The organism is Aeromonas sp. FL131 (assembly GCF_049860615.1).
GTDB classification, from domain to species: Bacteria; Pseudomonadota; Gammaproteobacteria; order Enterobacterales; family Aeromonadaceae; genus Aeromonas; species Aeromonas hydrophila.
On the sequence record NZ_CP187595.1, the window covers coordinates 135,250 to 151,872 of the forward strand.

General features: G+C 59.2%; 13 protein-coding genes. 6 read left to right on the forward strand and 7 right to left on the reverse strand.

Going from position 1 to position 16,623, the window contains the following annotated elements; genetic code table 11:
* Positions 1–191 precede the first annotated feature (191 nt).
* The 6 genes from cysG (at position 192) to ACPW75_RS00810 (ending at position 8,708) form a co-directional block, all read left to right on the forward strand.
* Complete coding sequence (gene cysG / locus ACPW75_RS00785) at positions 192–1,604, forward strand: siroheme synthase CysG (RefSeq protein WP_077096570.1); 1,413 nt, start codon at positions 192–194, stop codon at positions 1,602–1,604.
* Between the two features lie 108 nt (positions 1,605–1,712).
* Positions 1,713–2,681, forward strand: coding sequence for a sulfate adenylyltransferase subunit CysD (gene cysD, locus ACPW75_RS00790; RefSeq protein ID WP_077096571.1), 969 nt, complete (start codon positions 1,713–1,715; stop codon positions 2,679–2,681).
* 24 nt (positions 2,682–2,705) lie between these two features.
* The gene (cysN, locus tag ACPW75_RS00795) at positions 2,706–4,133 is read left to right on the forward strand and encodes a sulfate adenylyltransferase subunit CysN (RefSeq protein WP_077096572.1); all 1,428 of its coding nucleotides are present in this window, start codon (positions 2,706–2,708) and stop codon (positions 4,131–4,133) included.
* Positions 4,134–4,137: 4 nt separating this feature from the next.
* On the forward strand, positions 4,138–5,862 hold the full coding sequence (locus tag ACPW75_RS00800; RefSeq protein ID WP_029304865.1) for an SLC13 family permease: 1,725 nt from the start codon (positions 4,138–4,140) through the stop codon (positions 5,860–5,862).
* Positions 5,863–6,010: 148 nt separating this feature from the next.
* A complete protein-coding gene (gene cysC / locus ACPW75_RS00805) occupies positions 6,011–6,601 on the forward strand; it encodes an adenylyl-sulfate kinase (RefSeq protein WP_077096573.1) in 591 nt (196 codons plus the stop codon).
* Between the two features lie 559 nt (positions 6,602–7,160).
* The gene (locus ACPW75_RS00810; RefSeq protein ID WP_425904403.1) at positions 7,161–8,708 is read left to right on the forward strand and encodes a hypothetical protein; all 1,548 of its coding nucleotides are present in this window, start codon (positions 7,161–7,163) and stop codon (positions 8,706–8,708) included.
* 277 nt (positions 8,709–8,985) lie between these two features.
* Here the strand turns inward: ACPW75_RS00810 and ACPW75_RS00815 are convergent, their stop codons facing one another.
* The 7 genes from ACPW75_RS00815 to zrgA form a co-directional block, all read right to left on the reverse strand.
* Positions 8,986–9,924 (reverse strand): alpha/beta hydrolase family protein, encoded by a 939-nt coding sequence (locus ACPW75_RS00815; protein WP_081398609.1) that lies wholly within the window; start codon positions 9,922–9,924, stop codon positions 8,986–8,988.
* A gap of 601 nt (positions 9,925–10,525) precedes the next feature.
* The gene (locus tag ACPW75_RS00820) at positions 10,526–12,154 is read right to left on the reverse strand and encodes a methyl-accepting chemotaxis protein (RefSeq protein ID WP_077096575.1); all 1,629 of its coding nucleotides are present in this window, start codon (positions 12,152–12,154) and stop codon (positions 10,526–10,528) included.
* A 263-nt stretch (positions 12,155–12,417) separates the two neighbouring features.
* Positions 12,418–13,284 (reverse strand): TIGR03899 family protein, encoded by an 867-nt coding sequence (locus ACPW75_RS00825; protein ID WP_077096576.1) that lies wholly within the window; start codon positions 13,282–13,284, stop codon positions 12,418–12,420.
* Positions 13,285–13,423: 139 nt separating this feature from the next.
* Positions 13,424–13,903 carry a DUF3299 domain-containing protein gene (locus ACPW75_RS00830; RefSeq protein ID WP_011707301.1) on the reverse strand — a complete coding sequence of 160 codons (480 nt, stop codon included), beginning with the start codon at positions 13,901–13,903 and terminating at the stop codon, positions 13,424–13,426.
* A gap of 30 nt (positions 13,904–13,933) precedes the next feature.
* Entirely contained in the window at positions 13,934–15,181 is a 1,248-nt protein-coding gene (locus ACPW75_RS00835; protein WP_077096577.1) for an ABC transporter permease, read from the reverse strand.
* Between the two features lie 76 nt (positions 15,182–15,257).
* Positions 15,258–15,947, reverse strand: a complete 690-nt coding sequence (locus ACPW75_RS00840) for an ABC transporter ATP-binding protein (protein ID WP_077096578.1) — start codon at positions 15,945–15,947, stop codon at positions 15,258–15,260.
* A gap of 4 nt (positions 15,948–15,951) precedes the next feature.
* Positions 15,952–16,590: a zinc uptake protein ZrgA gene (zrgA, locus tag ACPW75_RS00845; protein WP_425904404.1), complete on the reverse strand. Its 639-nt coding sequence runs from the start codon at positions 16,588–16,590 to the stop codon at positions 15,952–15,954.
* Between the last annotated feature and the right edge of the window lie 33 nt (positions 16,591–16,623).

Consider the following 16,623-nt stretch of genomic DNA (forward strand, 5'->3'; position numbering starts at 1 on the left):
GCTCCTTATGAAACACTTTCACTAGCCTATGGCCTTGCGCCTGGCACCACAAGCGCCTTGCTTCGCCTTTGTCATCATACGGCTTTGTTAATTACTAAAATGCATTAAAAAGCATTTTTTATTATTTTGAGGGATAAGCAGCCCTGCCTATAGTCGCCCCATATTAGTCGTGTTCCGAGGGATGGGCCGAAATGGATTATTTGCCGATGTTTGCCAAATTGGACGGTCGCCCGGTGCTGCTGGTGGGAGGGGGCGAAGTGGCCCTGCGCAAGGCGCGCCTGCTGCTGGCGGCCGGTGCCAGGCTGACTTTGGTCTCCCCCGAGCTGGAACCCGACTTCCACCAATTTGCCGGTCGCTTCACTCATCTGGCGGAGCGCTTCACCCCGGCCCATCTGGCCGGTCAGATCCTGGTGGTGGCCGCCACCGACGATCTCGAGGTCAATGCGCTGGTCTATCAGAGCGCCAACCAGCTCGGTCTGTTCGTCAACGTGGTGGACGACCCCAAGCGCTCCAGCTTCATCTTCCCTTCCATCATCGATCGCAGCCCCATCATGGTGGCTGTCTCCAGCGGCGGCAAGGCGCCGGTACTGGTGCGTCTGCTGCGCGAGCGGCTGGAGAGCTTGCTGCCGCGTCATCTCGGCGCTCTGGCCGAACTCTCCGGCCGGGTGCGTGACCAGGCCAAGCGGGTGCTCTCTTCTATCTCCGATCGTCGTCGCTTCTGGGAGCGGGCCTTTGCCTCCAACTCCCTGGCCGGTCTGATTGAGAAAGAAGATTGGCAAGGGGCCGAGCAGTGGCTGAACGAGGGGCTAGATAATGCGAAAAGCGAAGTGGGGGAAGTGGTGTTGGTGGGGGCGGGCCCCGGCGATCCGGGCCTGTTGACCCTCAAGGCGCTGCAACAAATTCAGCAGGCCGAAGTGGTGCTCTACGACCAGCTGGTCTCGCCCGAGACCCTGGACCTGGTGCGCCGCGATGCCACCCTGGTGTCGGTCGGCAAGAAGGCGGGTGCCCACAGCGTGCCGCAGGAGGAGACCAATCGCCTGCTGGTGGAATACGCCAAGGCGGGCAACCGGGTTGTGCGGCTCAAGGGGGGCGATCCCTTCATGTTTGGCCGTGGCGGCGAAGAGCTGGAAGTGCTGGCTGACGAAGGCATCCCCTTCTCGGTGGTGCCCGGCATCACGGCGGCTGCCGGTGCCACCGCTTATGCCGGTATTCCGCTCACTCACCGCGACCATGCCCAGAGCGCCGTCTTCATTACCGGCCACTGTCAGATCGATGGCAAGGAGCCCGACTGGCAGCAGCTCGCCGCTACCAGCCAGACCCTGGTGATCTACATGGGGCTGATGCGCTCCGAGCACATCCAGCAGCAGCTGGTGAGCCATGGCCGTAGCCAGGCTACTCCCATCGCCATCATCGAGCGCGGCACTACCGCCCGCCAGCGGGTACTGACCGGCACCTTGGCAGAGCTGGCCGAACTGGCCGCCCAGGCAGTGAGCCCGTCCCTCATCGTCATCGGCGAAGTGGTTGCCCTGCGTGAACGGCTCGCCTGGTTTGGCGAGGGGCAACAGCAGGGCGCCTGCGATCTCAAGCTGGTGAGTCTGGCCTGAGTGCCGGCGGTGACAGCCATCGATTTGACGGTGCGGCCATGGCGGCACCGACCTGAACCAACACCGCGCCCTGACCAGGCGCGTTAGCAATGAACCGAGGACCCAGACATGGACCGTGAAAGACTGACCCACTTGCAGCAACCTGATGTGGAGAGCATCCGTGCAGGTGTCTCCCGTGAAAGACTGACGCATCTGCAGCAGCTGGAAGCCGAGAGCATCCACATCATCCGCGAGGTGGCTGCCGAATTTGAAAACCCGGTGATGATGTACTCCATCGGCAAGGACTCCTCCGTCATGCTGCACCTGGCCCGCAAGGCCTTCTATCCGGGCAAGATCCCGTTCCCCCTGCTGCACGTCGACACCGACTGGAAGTTCAAGGAGATGATCAAGTTTCGTGACGAGACTGCCAAGAAGTACGGGCTGGATCTCATCGTCCACAAGAACCCGGACGGCCTTGCCATGGGCATCAACCCCTTCGTGCACGGCAGCGGCAAGCACACCGACATCATGAAGACCGAGGGGCTCAAGCAGGCGCTCAACAAATACGGCTTTGACGCCGCCTTCGGTGGTGCCCGCCGCGACGAAGAGAAGTCCCGCGCCAAGGAGCGGGTCTACTCCTTCCGCGACAAGTCCCACCGCTGGGATCCGAAAAACCAGCGCCCGGAGCTGTGGCGCGTCTACAACAGCCAGGTCAACAAGGGGGAGAGCATCCGGGTATTCCCGCTCTCCAACTGGACCGAGCTCGACATCTGGCAATACATCTACCTCGAGAACATCGACATAGTGCCGCTCTACTTTGCGGCCCATCGCCCGGTGGTGGAACGCAATGGCATCAAGATCATGGTGGATGACGAGCGCATGCCCATCGGCCCTGAAGATGAGGTGAAGCAGGAGCTGGTGCGCTTCCGCACCCTCGGCTGCTACCCGCTGACCGGTGCCATCGAATCCGCTGCCACCACCCTGCCGGAGATCATCGAAGAGATGCTGCTCACCACCTCGAGCGAGCGGCAGGGGCGGCTCATTGACCACGATCAGGCCGGCTCCATGGAGCAGAAGAAGCGTCAGGGCTATTTCTAAAAAAATGTTCTAAGGAATCGCAACATGAACAACCACATTCAGACCGCCATCAGCGAACAGGGCATTGAAGCCTACCTGCACGCCCAGCAGCACAAGAGCCTGCTGCGCTTTCTCACCTGCGGCAGCGTGGACGACGGCAAGAGCACCCTCATCGGCCGCCTGCTGCACGACTCCCAGCAGATCTATGAAGATCAGCTCAAAGCGCTGGAGTCCGACAGCCAGAAGCTCGGCACCACCGGCGAGAAGCTGGATCTGGCGCTCTTGGTAGACGGCCTGCAGGCCGAGCGTGAGCAGGGCATCACCATCGACGTGGCCTACCGCTATTTCTCCACAGCCAAGCGCAAATTTATCATCTCGGACACCCCGGGCCACGAGCAGTACACCCGCAACATGGCGACCGGCGCCTCCACCTGCGATCTGGCCATCATCCTGATCGACGCTCGCAAGGGGGTGCTGGATCAGACCCGCCGCCACAGCTTTATCGCTAGCCTCCTTGGCATCAAGCAGTTCGTGGTGGCGGTCAACAAGATGGATCTGGTGGAGTTCAGCCAGGAGGTGTTCGAGCGCATCAGCTTGGAGTATCGCGAATTCGCCAAGAAACTCAGCGTCGACACCATCCACATCGTGCCGGTCTCGGCCCTGGACGGTGACAACGTGGTCAACCCAAGCGACAAGCTGGCCTGGTATCAGGGCGAGACCCTGCTCTCTCTGCTGGAGTCTGCCGAAGTGGAGCGCGAGCTGGAGCGTCACCCGGTGCGGCTGCCGGTGCAGTACGTCAACCGCCCCAACCTCGATTTTCGCGGCTTCGCAGGCACCCTGGCCTCCGGCATCCTGCGGGTCGGCGACAAGCTGGCGGTGCTGCCCTCCGGCAAAGAGAGCACGGTGACCCGCATCGTCACCTTCGACGGCGATCTCGACTACGCCCTGCCGGGTCAGGCCATCACGGTCACCTTTGCCGACGAGATCGACATCAGCCGTGGCGACCTGCTGGTGGATGCCGCCAGAAAGCCGCTGGTGACCCAGAACCTGCTGGCCCACATCGTCTGGATGGGGGAGGAGTCCCTGCAACCGGGCCGGGTCTACGACGTCAAGCTGGCCACCAAGAAGAGTCGTGGCCAGGTGGAGGCCATCCGCCACCGCATCGAGATCAACAAGCTCGATGAGCTGGATGCGAGCGAACTCAAGCTCAACGAGATCGGCCTGTGCGAGCTGAGCCTGACCGACCCGGTGGCGTTCGACCCGTATCAGGAGATCCGCGATACCGGCAGCTTCATCCTGATCGACCGGCTGACCAACGTCACCGTCGGTGCCGGCATGATAGTGGAGGGCTTGGCCGCTAAAGTGGCAACAGGGCACTACAGCGAGTTCGAAATCGAGCTCAACGCCCTGGTGCGCAAGCACTTCCCTCACTGGCAGGCGCTGACCATCAGCAACGACGCAAGCAAGGAATAAGCCCATGACCTGGCAACAATCCCTGGTGCTGGGTCTGCTGGCTGCCCTCGTCGCCCTGCTGATCCAGGGCAAACTCCGGCCGGCGCTGCTCTTCTCGGGCGCCGTGCTCATCACCTATCTGAGCGGCCTGGCAGACATCAATGCCGTGGTGGCGGGCTATACCAACAGCGCCCTGCTGACCCTGGTGTTGTTGCTGCTGGTATCGCTCGCGGTGGAGAAGACCCGGGTCATGAGCTGGTTCGCCAATCTGGTGGGCACCGGCTCCTTCAACAAGGTGCTGGTGAAGGTGTGGTTCTCCACCGCCTTCCTGTCGGCCTTCGTCAACAACACCGCCGTGGTGGCCTCCATGCTGGGGGCGGTCAAACGCAATCCCAACCATGCGCCCTCCCGGCTGCTGCTGCCCATGTGCTTCGCGGCGACCTTTGGCGGCGTGCTGACCCTGATCGGTACCTCCACCAACCTCATCGTCAACAGCTTCCTCATCAAGATGGGGGCCAAGCCGCTCGGCATGTTCGACTTCTTCATGGTAGGGGCGGGGACCCTGCTGACTGGCCTGGTGGCTGTGCTGCTGTTTGCCCGCCACCTGCCGGAGCAGGACACCGAGATGAGCCGCGAATCCGGCTACTTTCTCGAGGCCAAGGTGGGCCCCGGCTCGCCCATGGCCGGACGCAGCGTCAAGGAGAACGGCCTGCGCAGCCTGAAAAGCCTTTATCTTGCCGAGATCATTCGCGGCAACCAGGTGATCTGCCCGGTGCAGCCGGAACACGAGCTGCACGAGGGGGACATGCTGCTGTTTTGCGGCGACGTGGAGAGCGTCGGCGTGCTGCAGGAGCTCAAGGGGCTGGATCTCTATGGCCAGCACCGGCTCAACGGCCAGCACCTGGTGGAGGTGATCGTCAGCCACAGCTCGCGGCTGGTGGGTCAGACCATCAAGGATGCGGAGTTTCGCACCCACTTCGATGCGGTGGTGCTGGCGGTGCGCCGGGGCGAGACCCAGCTCACCGGCGGCCTCGGCCAGATTGAACTGCACGCAGGGGACACCTTGCTGCTGGCCCCCGGCCCCAAGTTTGCGGGCAACAAGTCCCTCTCCCGCGAGTTCGTGGTGGTGAGCGGGCTGGAGGCCTCTACCCGGCTCGATGCCACGCGCAGCGCCGCCGTGGTGGGCGGTTTTCTCGGGGTATTGGCGCTGTCGGTGTTCGACCTGGTGCCGCTGTTCAAGGGGCTGCTGGTGATGCTGGTGGTGCTGCTGTTCTCCCGCATCCTGACCCTGGACGAGATCCGCCGCCGTTTTCCGCTGGATATCTGGCTGGTGGTGGGCGGGGCGCTCGCCATCGCCGATCAGCTTGAGAAGAGCGGTCTGGCCAGGGTGATTGCCGACTGGCTGATGGGGGAGTTCAACGGCGCCAGCCCCCTGATCGCCTTTATCGGCATCTACCTGTTTACCCTGGTGCTGACCGAGCTGATGAGCAACAACGCCGCCGCGGCGCTGGCTTTCCCCATGGGTTACCAGCTGGCGCTCAGCATGGATGTCTCCACCATGCCGTTCATTCTGGCGGTGCTGTTCGGGGCCAGCTCCAGCTTTATCCTGCCCTACGGCTACCAGACCAACCTGATGGTCTATGCGGCGGGCAACTACAAGATGCCGGATTACCTTAAATTAGCCCTGCCGGTCTCCCTGGCCTACAGCCTCGGGGTGATCGTCATGGTACCCCTGTTGTTTCCGTTTTAAGGCGCCGCAACTGGGAGCCTGGTGCCTTGCAGGAAATAGGAATACATGACGACCATGGCCCCCGTCAGTGGCGAGTGGCCGGAGGCTGAGCTCCTGGGAGCCAGACTGTTTCAGCATTGAGGCGCGAGCGCCAAGCAAGGAGTTTTGGATGAGCAATATCGTGTGGCATGCCCATGCCGTCGACAAACAGAGCCGGGCCGAGCAGAAGGGACAAAAGCCGCTGGTGATCTGGTTCACCGGGCTCTCCGGGGCGGGCAAATCCACCCTGGCGGGTGCACTGGAGCAGGCGCTGGCGGCCGAAGGAAAACATACCTATCTGCTGGATGGGGACAACGTGCGCCACGGCCTCTGTGGCGATCTCGGTTTCGATGACGCCGCGCGGCAGGAGAATATCCGCCGGGTCGGCGAGGTGGCCAAACTCATGGTGGATGCGGGCCTTATCGTGCTCACCGCCTTTATCTCGCCGTTTCGTGCCGAGCGGGATCTGGTGCGCAGTCTCTTGGGCGAGGGGGAGTTTGTCGAGGTGTTTGTCGATGCACCGCTCGCCGTCTGTGAAGAGCGCGATCCCAAGGGGCTCTACAAGAAGGCGCGGGCGGGGGAGATCCGCAACTTCACCGGCATCGATTCCGCTTACGAGGCCCCCGAGCAGCCGGAGATCCACCTGCTTAACGCCGGTAAGCCGGTGGCTGTGTTGGTGGAGGAGTTGCTGACCGCCCTGCGGCAGGGGAGCTACCTGTAGTTGTTGAGTGGTGCCGTCTGATAGTCAGATGAAGGAAGCCGGATTGTTATTCCGGCAACCGGGTAATCACCTGGGCAGTAAGCAGTAAATAGAGTGCAGGCAGGGGTTGCAAGGGTAAAATGACCCTCTTTTTGTCTGAGGGTGTCATGGAATCGGCAGCACATCTGGCAAGCGACCTGTGGCCGATAACTGGGCCGCAACAAGCATTTGTGTCACTATAAGCAGAAGTTGGGTTATCAGTGGAAAACCCATAATTCCAGCTTATAGTGGCACCGGTGAACCAAGATCTACCTCAAGGCAGCCGATATCAGCCCCGAAAGGGGATTTCCCGATCCCTGCTGATGCCGTGGCGGGATTATTCGCGATTGTCCGAATACGCTGCGCTATTCGAACCTACGGGCTCGACATCCCTATCTCTTGATCTAGCGCAGTGACCGCGTCTCGACGAATCAGGGGGGGAACGAATGACCAATACAGTGCCCGTTTGTAACAATTGAGATAGTTCGTCAATCAGTTGGTTGCTATGTGGCGCTCAGAACGATGGGTGTCCCAATTATCCATGATATTCATCGATCATCACAAAAGTGGTAGGCTAGGGATTGTTGCGAGTGAGCCAAAACAGAGGGGTGGGGTGGTGACTGTAAGCAAAAATGACATTTCTGATGACGTTGACTTTTCTGAGGTGTTTAGTCACGTCGATACTAATGAAATAGTTAAGCCTTTTCAGGAATATACTCTGGCCTTAAGTTCATTTTTTACGAGCTATACGCCTAATACTAGTAGGGCTCTCATTCGTACATATGATAATTTCGACCCTGAGAGGTTTGGACCGGAAGAAGCTGCTTTTGCAAACACCGCTTTAAAGTTTGCCAATTATGATGAAAGTGCCCTTCAAGGTGAAGTGGTTGTATTATTTTCTTCTCCAGTGATTGTCTCGGATCTTTCTTGTGGAAATGTATCTAGTTCTGAGAATGAAGGGGCGGTTAGGCTTATCTCTTATCGAGGTGTAGATAAGAGATTTGCAACCAAAAGAACAACCCAAAACTTCATAAATAGCGTACCTGTTTCAACATATAAAATACATGATGTTGCATTGGGGCTTATATTGCCAAAGCACAGTACATTTTGCTCTGTGGGGGTTGTGAGTACCTCTGCGCTGCTTACTGAGTCGGATAAGTTTGATAGGGCTAAAAATGCTCTAAACAGAGCTAGAGAAGTACCGCTTATCGAAATGCAAAAGATTAAAGGTAAGCTTGAGAACATTAATGGTGTTATCGATGCTAAGCGAGTGTTGTTTGATTCTATATCTAATGATATCAGTATATTGGAACAAGAGCGATCCCACGCAAAAAACAGTCTAGCTCACAGTCAGAATGCTCTGGAAAAAGTCAGGAGTGACATTGATAATTCAAGTCGGGAGTATGATAAGCTTTCAAAAACCATTGCCGATGAGTCTGATAAATTAATCGCGATAGAGAAAAGAATTGAAGCTGAGACTGATTCGTACAAGAAAGAAGAAAATAAGCTTAAAATGTTGGTTGTCGATACTGAGAAGGCGAGCGATGCGCTAAAGGTGGTACAGCAAGAGTTAGCTGTTGCGAATCGAAAAAAAAATCTTACCACCCTAGATATGGTGGGACACTCTAATGAAACATCTAAACAGTTAAGGCCATATTATATCTTGGCTATTTCTACATTTGTTGCGTTGGCTTTTATGGCAAGATATATATATCAAAATGGTGAGAGCTTTATGTATATGGTGCCATTTTGGGGTAATGTTAGTGCTTGGAATATCCTTCTCAGTAGATTGCCACTGATTACAGCAACCACCCTAATTATTGGCGGTTTATCGGGTGTTTTCTTTTTCTTGATTAAGCATATCGTATCTCTTAACACTGAGAAAATGACAATGCTTAAGGCTGCCATTTTGGCAGAGCAAATAACTAATTCCATAGAGTGTGAGCATATGACTGAGCGGGAGAAACTAGAGTTCAAACGCGACACTAAAATCAGGCTTATAACTCAAGTTTTCTCTAAGAGTGAGCCAGAGATAGACAAGGCTAGCTTCATCATGGATGTTCTAAAAGCACTCAGTGATAAAAAGTAGCTTAAAGGGGCTACCGGATAAACGGTGGCTTTTTATGAACATGGGTCATCATCTTGTATATTGGGCTAAAATTCGTAGGTAGGTGCTGAGCGAAATGAAGCCCAGCATTTACCACGAAACGTATCTGAAAATTTGTGTTACTGATCGACCCAGCTCATTGGCCATGTTCGTCTGTTGGGCTTAGCTACGATCTGCGGCAACCTGTAAAAACCATGCTCCCCTTATGAATTCCAGTCTTCAGTCTGCTTATTCCCACTTTAATCAGTTGGCACAGGGATTATTGGTTAGGATTGCTTAGCTTCGACTTTAACCAGATGTTCATATCGTTGATAACCTCTTTGCACAGGCTTGTCCCGTCACTGTTTTTCAATCCATGATCAAGTTCTTCGTAGCGCCGATACTCAATATTGCTCTTTCCGAGTGCTTGAAGATGCAGCATCATTTCATCTGTTTTCTGAGGTGATACCGAGGTATCCATTCCTCCCTGAATGATCAGCAAAGGAGACTTTACCTTTTTAAGGGCATCAAGCTGATCGATAGAGAGCATCTGCTGCCACCAATGATAACCATGTCCGCTCACCTCAAGCTCAAATGGTTTGCTGTTGAGAACATGCTCGGCAAACCCTTTAAAATCGTCGATATCTTTTCTCGCCGCTGCGGTTTTTTTATGCTCTGCAGCGATGCTGTGTGAGACGTCATCGATAAACCAGCGGCCACCGCCATTAAAGGCGATGGTGGCATCGATATAGTCAACATCTGCAGTCACCAGGTTGGCGATAACGGCCCCTTCACTGCCGCCCAGGAGAATTAACTTCTTGTATTGCCTATCTTTGCGGATGATATCGAGAACAGCCTTGATATCTGCTACCCGCTGCGCAGGGTTGTCCTTTTCAAGGTACTGAGCAGGGCAATCCTTGCGTGCCGGATCGGTACTGTAATTTAATTTGTGATTGATGCCGTACTTTTCGATCAGCAGAACATCAGCTTCTGGCCAAACATTTTTATAGTCGGAAAGTATCGAATCAATGTTAAGCACACTGTTGCAATCAGAGCCTTGCAGGATCAACAGCAGTGTCCCTGCATCATGGGAGTGTTGGACCAAATAATAGGAGATAGGCGAGCCATCATCCCTGCTGGCTGTGCGAGTGGTGATATCTTCAGAATTACTAGTGAATGTCAACAAGAGCAAAATTAAAAATATCGCTCGGATTTTCATTTTGGCCCCTGATAGCGATGAGACTAAGGGTATTGCTTATCCGATAATCCAACCGTTTAAATAATTTTTATCACTTTTATGGCGGAGTTCTGAGAACTCACGCTCTCTGATATAAGAATGTATTTGTGTTGCCACTTGTTTATCTATTTCATCGGGCAAGGCTACCGCCCCTGAATTTCAGCCTCCAGTCTGCTGCGCTTTCCCTGCGGTGTGGCTCTGGTCTGGTACATGGCTGACTCCGACAAGAGGGGTCTGATAGTCATGTTACCGAACGGAGCCTTTTAGGGAAGGGGGAGTGGATGATTTCTCGGGCAAGATCAATAAATTGAGCTGCCATGGTGTGGTGGTCGGGCGATGTGAGGACCTCCGCGCCCTTGCTTGCTCAGTGCTCGCTGCGCATTTGGACGGGGGAATGAACTGCGGGGCCGTGACTCTGTTGGGTGAGGCGCAGCACAGATGCCAGAGTGAGGGCATCAAGGTTGGGGCAGTGATGGTATGGGCGTACCCATCCGATCAGAACCGCACTTGTCACAAGAGATAAATGGGCCCGCTGCCGGTGACGACAGGGGCCTTTTTTTGTTGTTAGCGCACGCTCTTGGGATCAGCGGGCCAGCACTACCTGGCCGCTGGGTCTGGGGTTGTCGAATTGATGGGGGACGGGCTGTTGCTGGAACTGGCGTACCAGCCGATCCAGTTCGCTCAGTTGCCGGACCAGCTGGTTGATGCCCTGTACGGCATGCTGGCTGCCTTGGCTTGAGTCATCGGCCAGGGTCTTGATGCTGAGCACGTTGCGGTCGATATCGGCGGTGACCTGGGATTGTTCCTGCACGGCCTGGGCTATCTGGCTGCTGCCGGAGGCGACCTGCTGCAACATGCTGTTGATCTGCTGCAGTATGGTGCCGGTGGCGGAGGCCTTCTGCTGGCAGCTGGCGGAGAGCGCGCCCCCTTTCTCCATCGCCAGTTCGGCATTGCCTGCACTGGCCTGCAGCAGGGTGATCATCTTCTGGATTTCGCCGGTGGAGGACTGGGTCTTGATGGCCAAGGATCTGATCTCGTCCGCTACCACCGAGAAGCCGCGGCCCGCCTCGCCGGCCCGGGCTGCCTCGATGGCTGCATTGAGGGCGAGCAGATTGGTCTGATTGGCGATGCTGTTGATGACATCGAGAATGCCATCGATGTCCCGGCACTGTGCTACCAGAGTGTGGATCACCGTCTTTGAGGTGGTGAGCTCGCTGTGCATCCCCTCGACCGCCCCTATGGTCTCCTGCACGCTGCGGTTGCCCTCCAGGAACAGCTCGGCGGTTTCATCGAGCAGGCCGGAGGCGGCGGTGGAGCTGTGGGAGACCTCGTGGATCGACTCGGCCATCTGGGTGATGGCGGTGGCGACCTGATTGGTCTCGGCCTGTTGTTGTTGCAGGTTGCTGGTGATGGACTCGGCATTGCGCAGATCGCCTTCGGCCGAGCGCAGGATCCGGCTGCAGGTCTGCTGGGTGCGCGCCAGCACGGCGTTGAACTCGGCCTGATTCATCAACATGGCGAGCTCGATGGCGGCGATGTTGTCGACCTTGTTGGTGTAGAGCAACTGCATCAGCGGGTTGTCGAAACGGCTGCGGGCCATCTTGTCGAGCTTGCCGAGGCGACGGGCCAGGGCATGGGTGAGCATGGCTGCCAGCAGCAGCGGTATGGCCGCCAGGGCCAGCTGCCAGAGCGCAGCCTGCTGATAGCCCAGCGCCACCATGGCCGTCAGGCTCAGCAGCAGGCAGAGCCCGATCGCCAGGGTGTGGGAGAAGGTCGGCAGCCTGAGCGCCAGCGGGGCCTTGTCAGCGCGCAGCCCGGCATAGATGCGCTCGGCCCGCTGCTTGATCTCCTCACTGGGGGCGGTCCGTACCGATTGATACTCCACCACCTTGCCGTGGGCATCCTTGATCGGCGTGACGAAGGCGCTGACCCAGTAGTGATCGCCATTCTTGCAGCGATTCTTCACCGGCCCCATCCAGCTTTTGCCGGCCCGAATATGGTGCCAGAGATCGGCGAAGGCCTGCTTGGGCATATCCGGGTGGCGCACCAGGTTGTGGTGCTCCCCTTGCAGCTCCTCCAGATTGAAGCCGGCGATATGGCAAAACTCGTCGTTGGCATAGGTGATCCGGCTCTCCAGATCCGTGGTGGAGATCAGGCTCTGGTGCTCCGGATAGAGGCGTTCGCGCTGGGTAACGGGTTGATTGATTCTCATGGTGGCTCCGGAACAGGGTTGCTGGAAAGATGTATGGCAAATGCAAGTCATGAGCCAGCACGCAGAGATTGATGATTGTTTTGTGAATAGCGGGTGATGAAGATGAAACGAGTCAGCCAGGTTCAGCCAGGAGGGTCATCATCGGCAGCGGTATGGAGAAGGATTCGCATTTCGAGAACCGTTTTGGCAACGGCAGGCCACTATTTCGCAAGATGCTGCGGCGGTACGCGAAACGACGGAGCCCGGGGGCGGGCTCCAGGGGATCAGGGGGCAGGGTCGGCCGGAGCAGGCTCCAGCCCGGCGGGCGGGGCCAGCATCATGGTCTCGATCTGCAGCCCTTGCACCAGCACGGTTTTCAGATCCTGCAGGTACTCCTCCAGCGGAGGCTCCTGCAGCAGCTGGGCGAGCTCGTTGCCGACCGGGGTCAGCCGGTAGTAGAGCAGGGTGATGTTGGCCTGCTTGCGCTGCAGGCGCCAGCGCTGATCGCCGAACTCCAGCTCCACCCCGTCGGCGGGCAGCGGGCCGGATTCCAGCTCGCCCCGGTGCAGCAGGCCGAGCTCGAACAGCTGCAGCAGGGCGTTGTAGGGGATGCGGTACTTGCCAAGGCCGAGCCGGGTTACTCGGGCGCGGCTGAGCAGGCTGGCTCCCTTGTGCAGCCCCAGCAGCAGCCGCTGCTCGTCGCTGCCCACGTAGTGGCAGGAGAGGGAGCAGATGCGCTGGAACAGCTGGGCCTCGCGCTGGGTCATCTCCTTGAGGGTGGAGAGCGCGCGGATGGAGAAGCGGCCCGGGGTGGCGATCTCGATGGCGAAGATGCGGCCCCACAGCTGCTGCATGGGCACCATGCTGATGTCTTCCGCCAGTTGCAGGAAACGGGTCAGCCAGTCGCTGTCCATCTCGCCGCCGGCGGCCGTCTCCTCGCAGTGGCGGGAGGCCATCACCATGATGGCTTCCAGGTTGCGCTGGCGGGCGGCCTGATCCGCCAGCTGGCGAAAGGTGGCGCGCTGCTCGAAGGTGCTGTCGCTGTTGCGGGTGAGCATGCCATCGATACCGCGGCTGCGGGCCAGGCGCAGGGTCTGCTCCTGGCTGCTCAGGATGGAACTCTCTTTCTTGGGCGGGGGCAGGTCAGCCATGCTGGCTCCGTGATCGCAAGGTCTAGCCTTGAATGTTACTCCAACCGGGATGGTGGGCAATCCCTCAGGCAGGGGCTGGCCGGGATCCGGTCGTCGCGGATAACAAAACGGCCTCCCGCGGGAGGCCGTGTGTGGCTGGTTACTGCTCTTCGTAGACGCTCACCTCGACCGCCTCCATGGAGTAGGAGGCGGTGGCCATCTCGTGGCTGGAGCTGACCGTGCGCATCTTGCCCTTCACCCAGATGGCGTCCCACAGGTCGTCCACCGGTGCCCCCTTGGGGTAGCTCACGTAGACCACCTGGTTGGTGGGCGGAGGCGGTACATGGATGCAGGCGCCGAAGTAGGGCACCAGCAGGAAGGCGGTGATCTTCTTGGCATCCCCCTCCAGCGGCACCACGAAGCCCGGAATGCGCACCTCTTGGTTGTCCAGCTTCTGGTTGACCCCGCCCACCGGCTGCGGCACCGAGGCAAGGTTGCCGTCGTGGCTCACCTGGGGGGGCGGCAACAGTTTTTCACCGGCGGGAATGAGCACATCCCAGTCGATGGTCTTGTACTCCACGGCCATGGCCGGCAGCGCCAGCAGGGCGGCCAGCAGCGCCACAATTTTCCACTTCATCATCTGTCCTTCTCGTTTTTTATGGGCGTCTGGCTAGACGCGAATGCTCATGCCGTCGCTCAGGCTGTAGCGATAAGCGCGGGCCGCGGGCAACAGGCCGATCACCATGCCGGCCAGCCAGACCAGCCCCAGCAGCAGCCACTCGTGGGCGCTCGGCAGCCCCAGGCTCAATTGCAGGCCATAGTGGCTGAGCAGCCAGGGGGTGGCAAGCCCCTGCCCCAGGTAGAGCACCGCCACCCCGAGCGCGATGCCGGCGGTAGTGAGGGCCATCGCCTCCAGCGCCAGCAGCAGGAACAGGTGAGCGGGGCCGGCGCCGAGGGATCGCAGGATGGCAAGCTCCCGGCGCCGCTCATTGAGACCGGCCAGCAGGGTGGTCAGCATGCCGATGAGGCCCGCCACCACCACGAAGCCGGCGATCACCGACAGCGCCGTTTCCGCCACGCTCATCAGGCTCCACAGCTCCTGCAGGGCGGCCCCCGGCAGGATCGCCATCAGCGGCTCGCCCCGGTAGGTGTTGACGCTGCGCTGCAGCTGGAACGCCAATATCCGGTTGCTGAGCCCCACCATGAAGGCGGTGATGGTCTTGGGGGTGAGATCCTGCGCCAGCGCCTGCTCGGCAGTCACGTTCTTGCTGTGACGGCCGGTGTCCCAGCCCAGATGGATCGCCTCGATGCCGGCCAGCGGCACATGGATGGTGCGATCGATGGGGGTACCGGTCGGTGCCAGGATCCCCACCACCTTGAACGGCAGGTTGTCGTGCTGGCTGAACGAGGTGTTGCCGGCGCCGTGGGCGATGACGATGGACTGCCCCAGGTGATAACCGAGCTTCTCGGCCACCTGGGCGCCGAGCACCGCCTCGAACGGCGTGTCGAACGCTCGCCCTTCACGCAGCTCCAGCGCCTGCTGCTGGCCGTACTTCAGGTGGGTGAAGTAGTCGCCATTGGTGCCAAGCACGCGAAACCCTCTGTGGGAGTCGCCAAGGGAAAGCGGGATGGTCCAGGCGATGCCGCGCTGGTTCTTGATGGCCTGATAGGCATCCCAGCCCACGTTGTTGGTGGGATTGCCGATGCGAAACACCGAGTAGAGCAGCAGGTTCACCTGGCCGGAGCGGGCGCCGACGATGAGATCCGTGCCCGACACCGTATTGGCGAAGCTTTCGCGCGCCTGGTTGCGCACTCGCTCCACCCCGAGCAGCAGGGTGACGCTGATGGCGACGGCCAGCAGGGTGAGCCCGGCGGTGAGGCGGCGGGCCCAGAGGCTTTGCAGGGCGAGTCTCAGCATGATGCCCTCCGGTTTTGTGGTCGTGCCGCATGGAGGCGCCTGTCGTTGAGCGGGGCGATGCAGTGAGGAAGAGTGATCAGCATGCGGCCCTCCTGTTCAGGTGTTGCAGGTTCTCCACCCGCGGGAAGAGCGGTTCGAGGTAGGGGTCGTGGCTGACGAAGATCAGGGTCGAGCCCTGCTTGTCGCACTCCTCGAACAACAGCTTGATAAAGGCGGCCCGGTTGTCGGTATCGAGGGCCGAGGTGGGCTCGTCGGCGATCACCAGCGGCGGTGAGCCGATGAGCGCGCGGGCGGCGGCCACCCGTTGCTGCTGGCCGATGCTGAGGGCATGGACGGGCCTGTGCAGCGCCTCCTCGGGCAGCTGCAACTCCCGCAGCAGGCGACGCGCCTCGTCGGCCGGGCTGCCCTGCAGCCGGGCCCGCTTCTCGGGGGAGAAGGTGAGGGCGCTGGTGACGTTGTCCTGCACGGATAAAAACGGCAGCAGGTTGAACTGCTGGAAGATGTAACCCAGATTGGCCGCCCGGAAGTGGTCGCGGGCACGGCCAGAGAGCCGGGCCAGCGGCTGGCCCAGCACCTCCAGGGTGCCGTGGTTGGCGGTCTGGATCCCGGCCAGCAGGCCGAGCAGGGTCGACTTGCCGGAGCCCGACGGTCCCTTGATGAACACCCGCTCCCCCTCGCTGATGGTGAGAGCGGGCAGATCGAGTACAACCTCGTGACCCGGCCAGGCAAAGGCCAGATCGCGGATCTCAACCACGGCGTTTTTCATGGTGTTACCAGCTCAGTTTGTTGGCGGAGGGGGTCAGCTCGGCAGCAGTCTGGCCGCTGGGCAGGATGCCCTGCACGCTCAGCTTCTCCAGGCTCGGATAGACGCTGAACAGGGTAGCCTCCAGCCCGGTCAGCTTGGCCGGGGTAGCGCAGGTGTAGGTGTACATGGCGCCCATGTCGGCGTGACCGGCGTCGTCGTGCTGGTGTTCGTCGTGCTTGCCGTCAGACTTCTGGTGGTCATGGTCATGGTCATGGTCATGGTCATGGTCATGGTCATGGTCATGGTCATGGTCATGGTCATGGTCATGATCGTGGTCGTGATCTTCCTTGGCGGCCTGCAGCTCCTGTTGGGTCAGCTTGCAGCCGGCGGCCGGGTCGAAACGAAACAGGGCGTCGGGTTGCTTGAGTTGAGCCATGGCCTTGGCGTATTGCGCTTTCTCTTCGTCGCTCTTGGCGGCGTGCTCGAAGCCCACCAGATCGGCGGCGGGAGCCTGCAGCTCGATCATCAGCTGGTTGCCATCGAGCACTAGGTTGAGGTGACCGTGGCCGTGCTCGTGGGCGCCGTGGCCGTGACTGTCGTGTTCATCGTGGTTTGCCTGCACGCCAAACGCGGCGGCCGCCAGTAACAGGGTGACTGCTTTCATCGTTAATCCTTTGAAAAATTTATTGAAAAATGG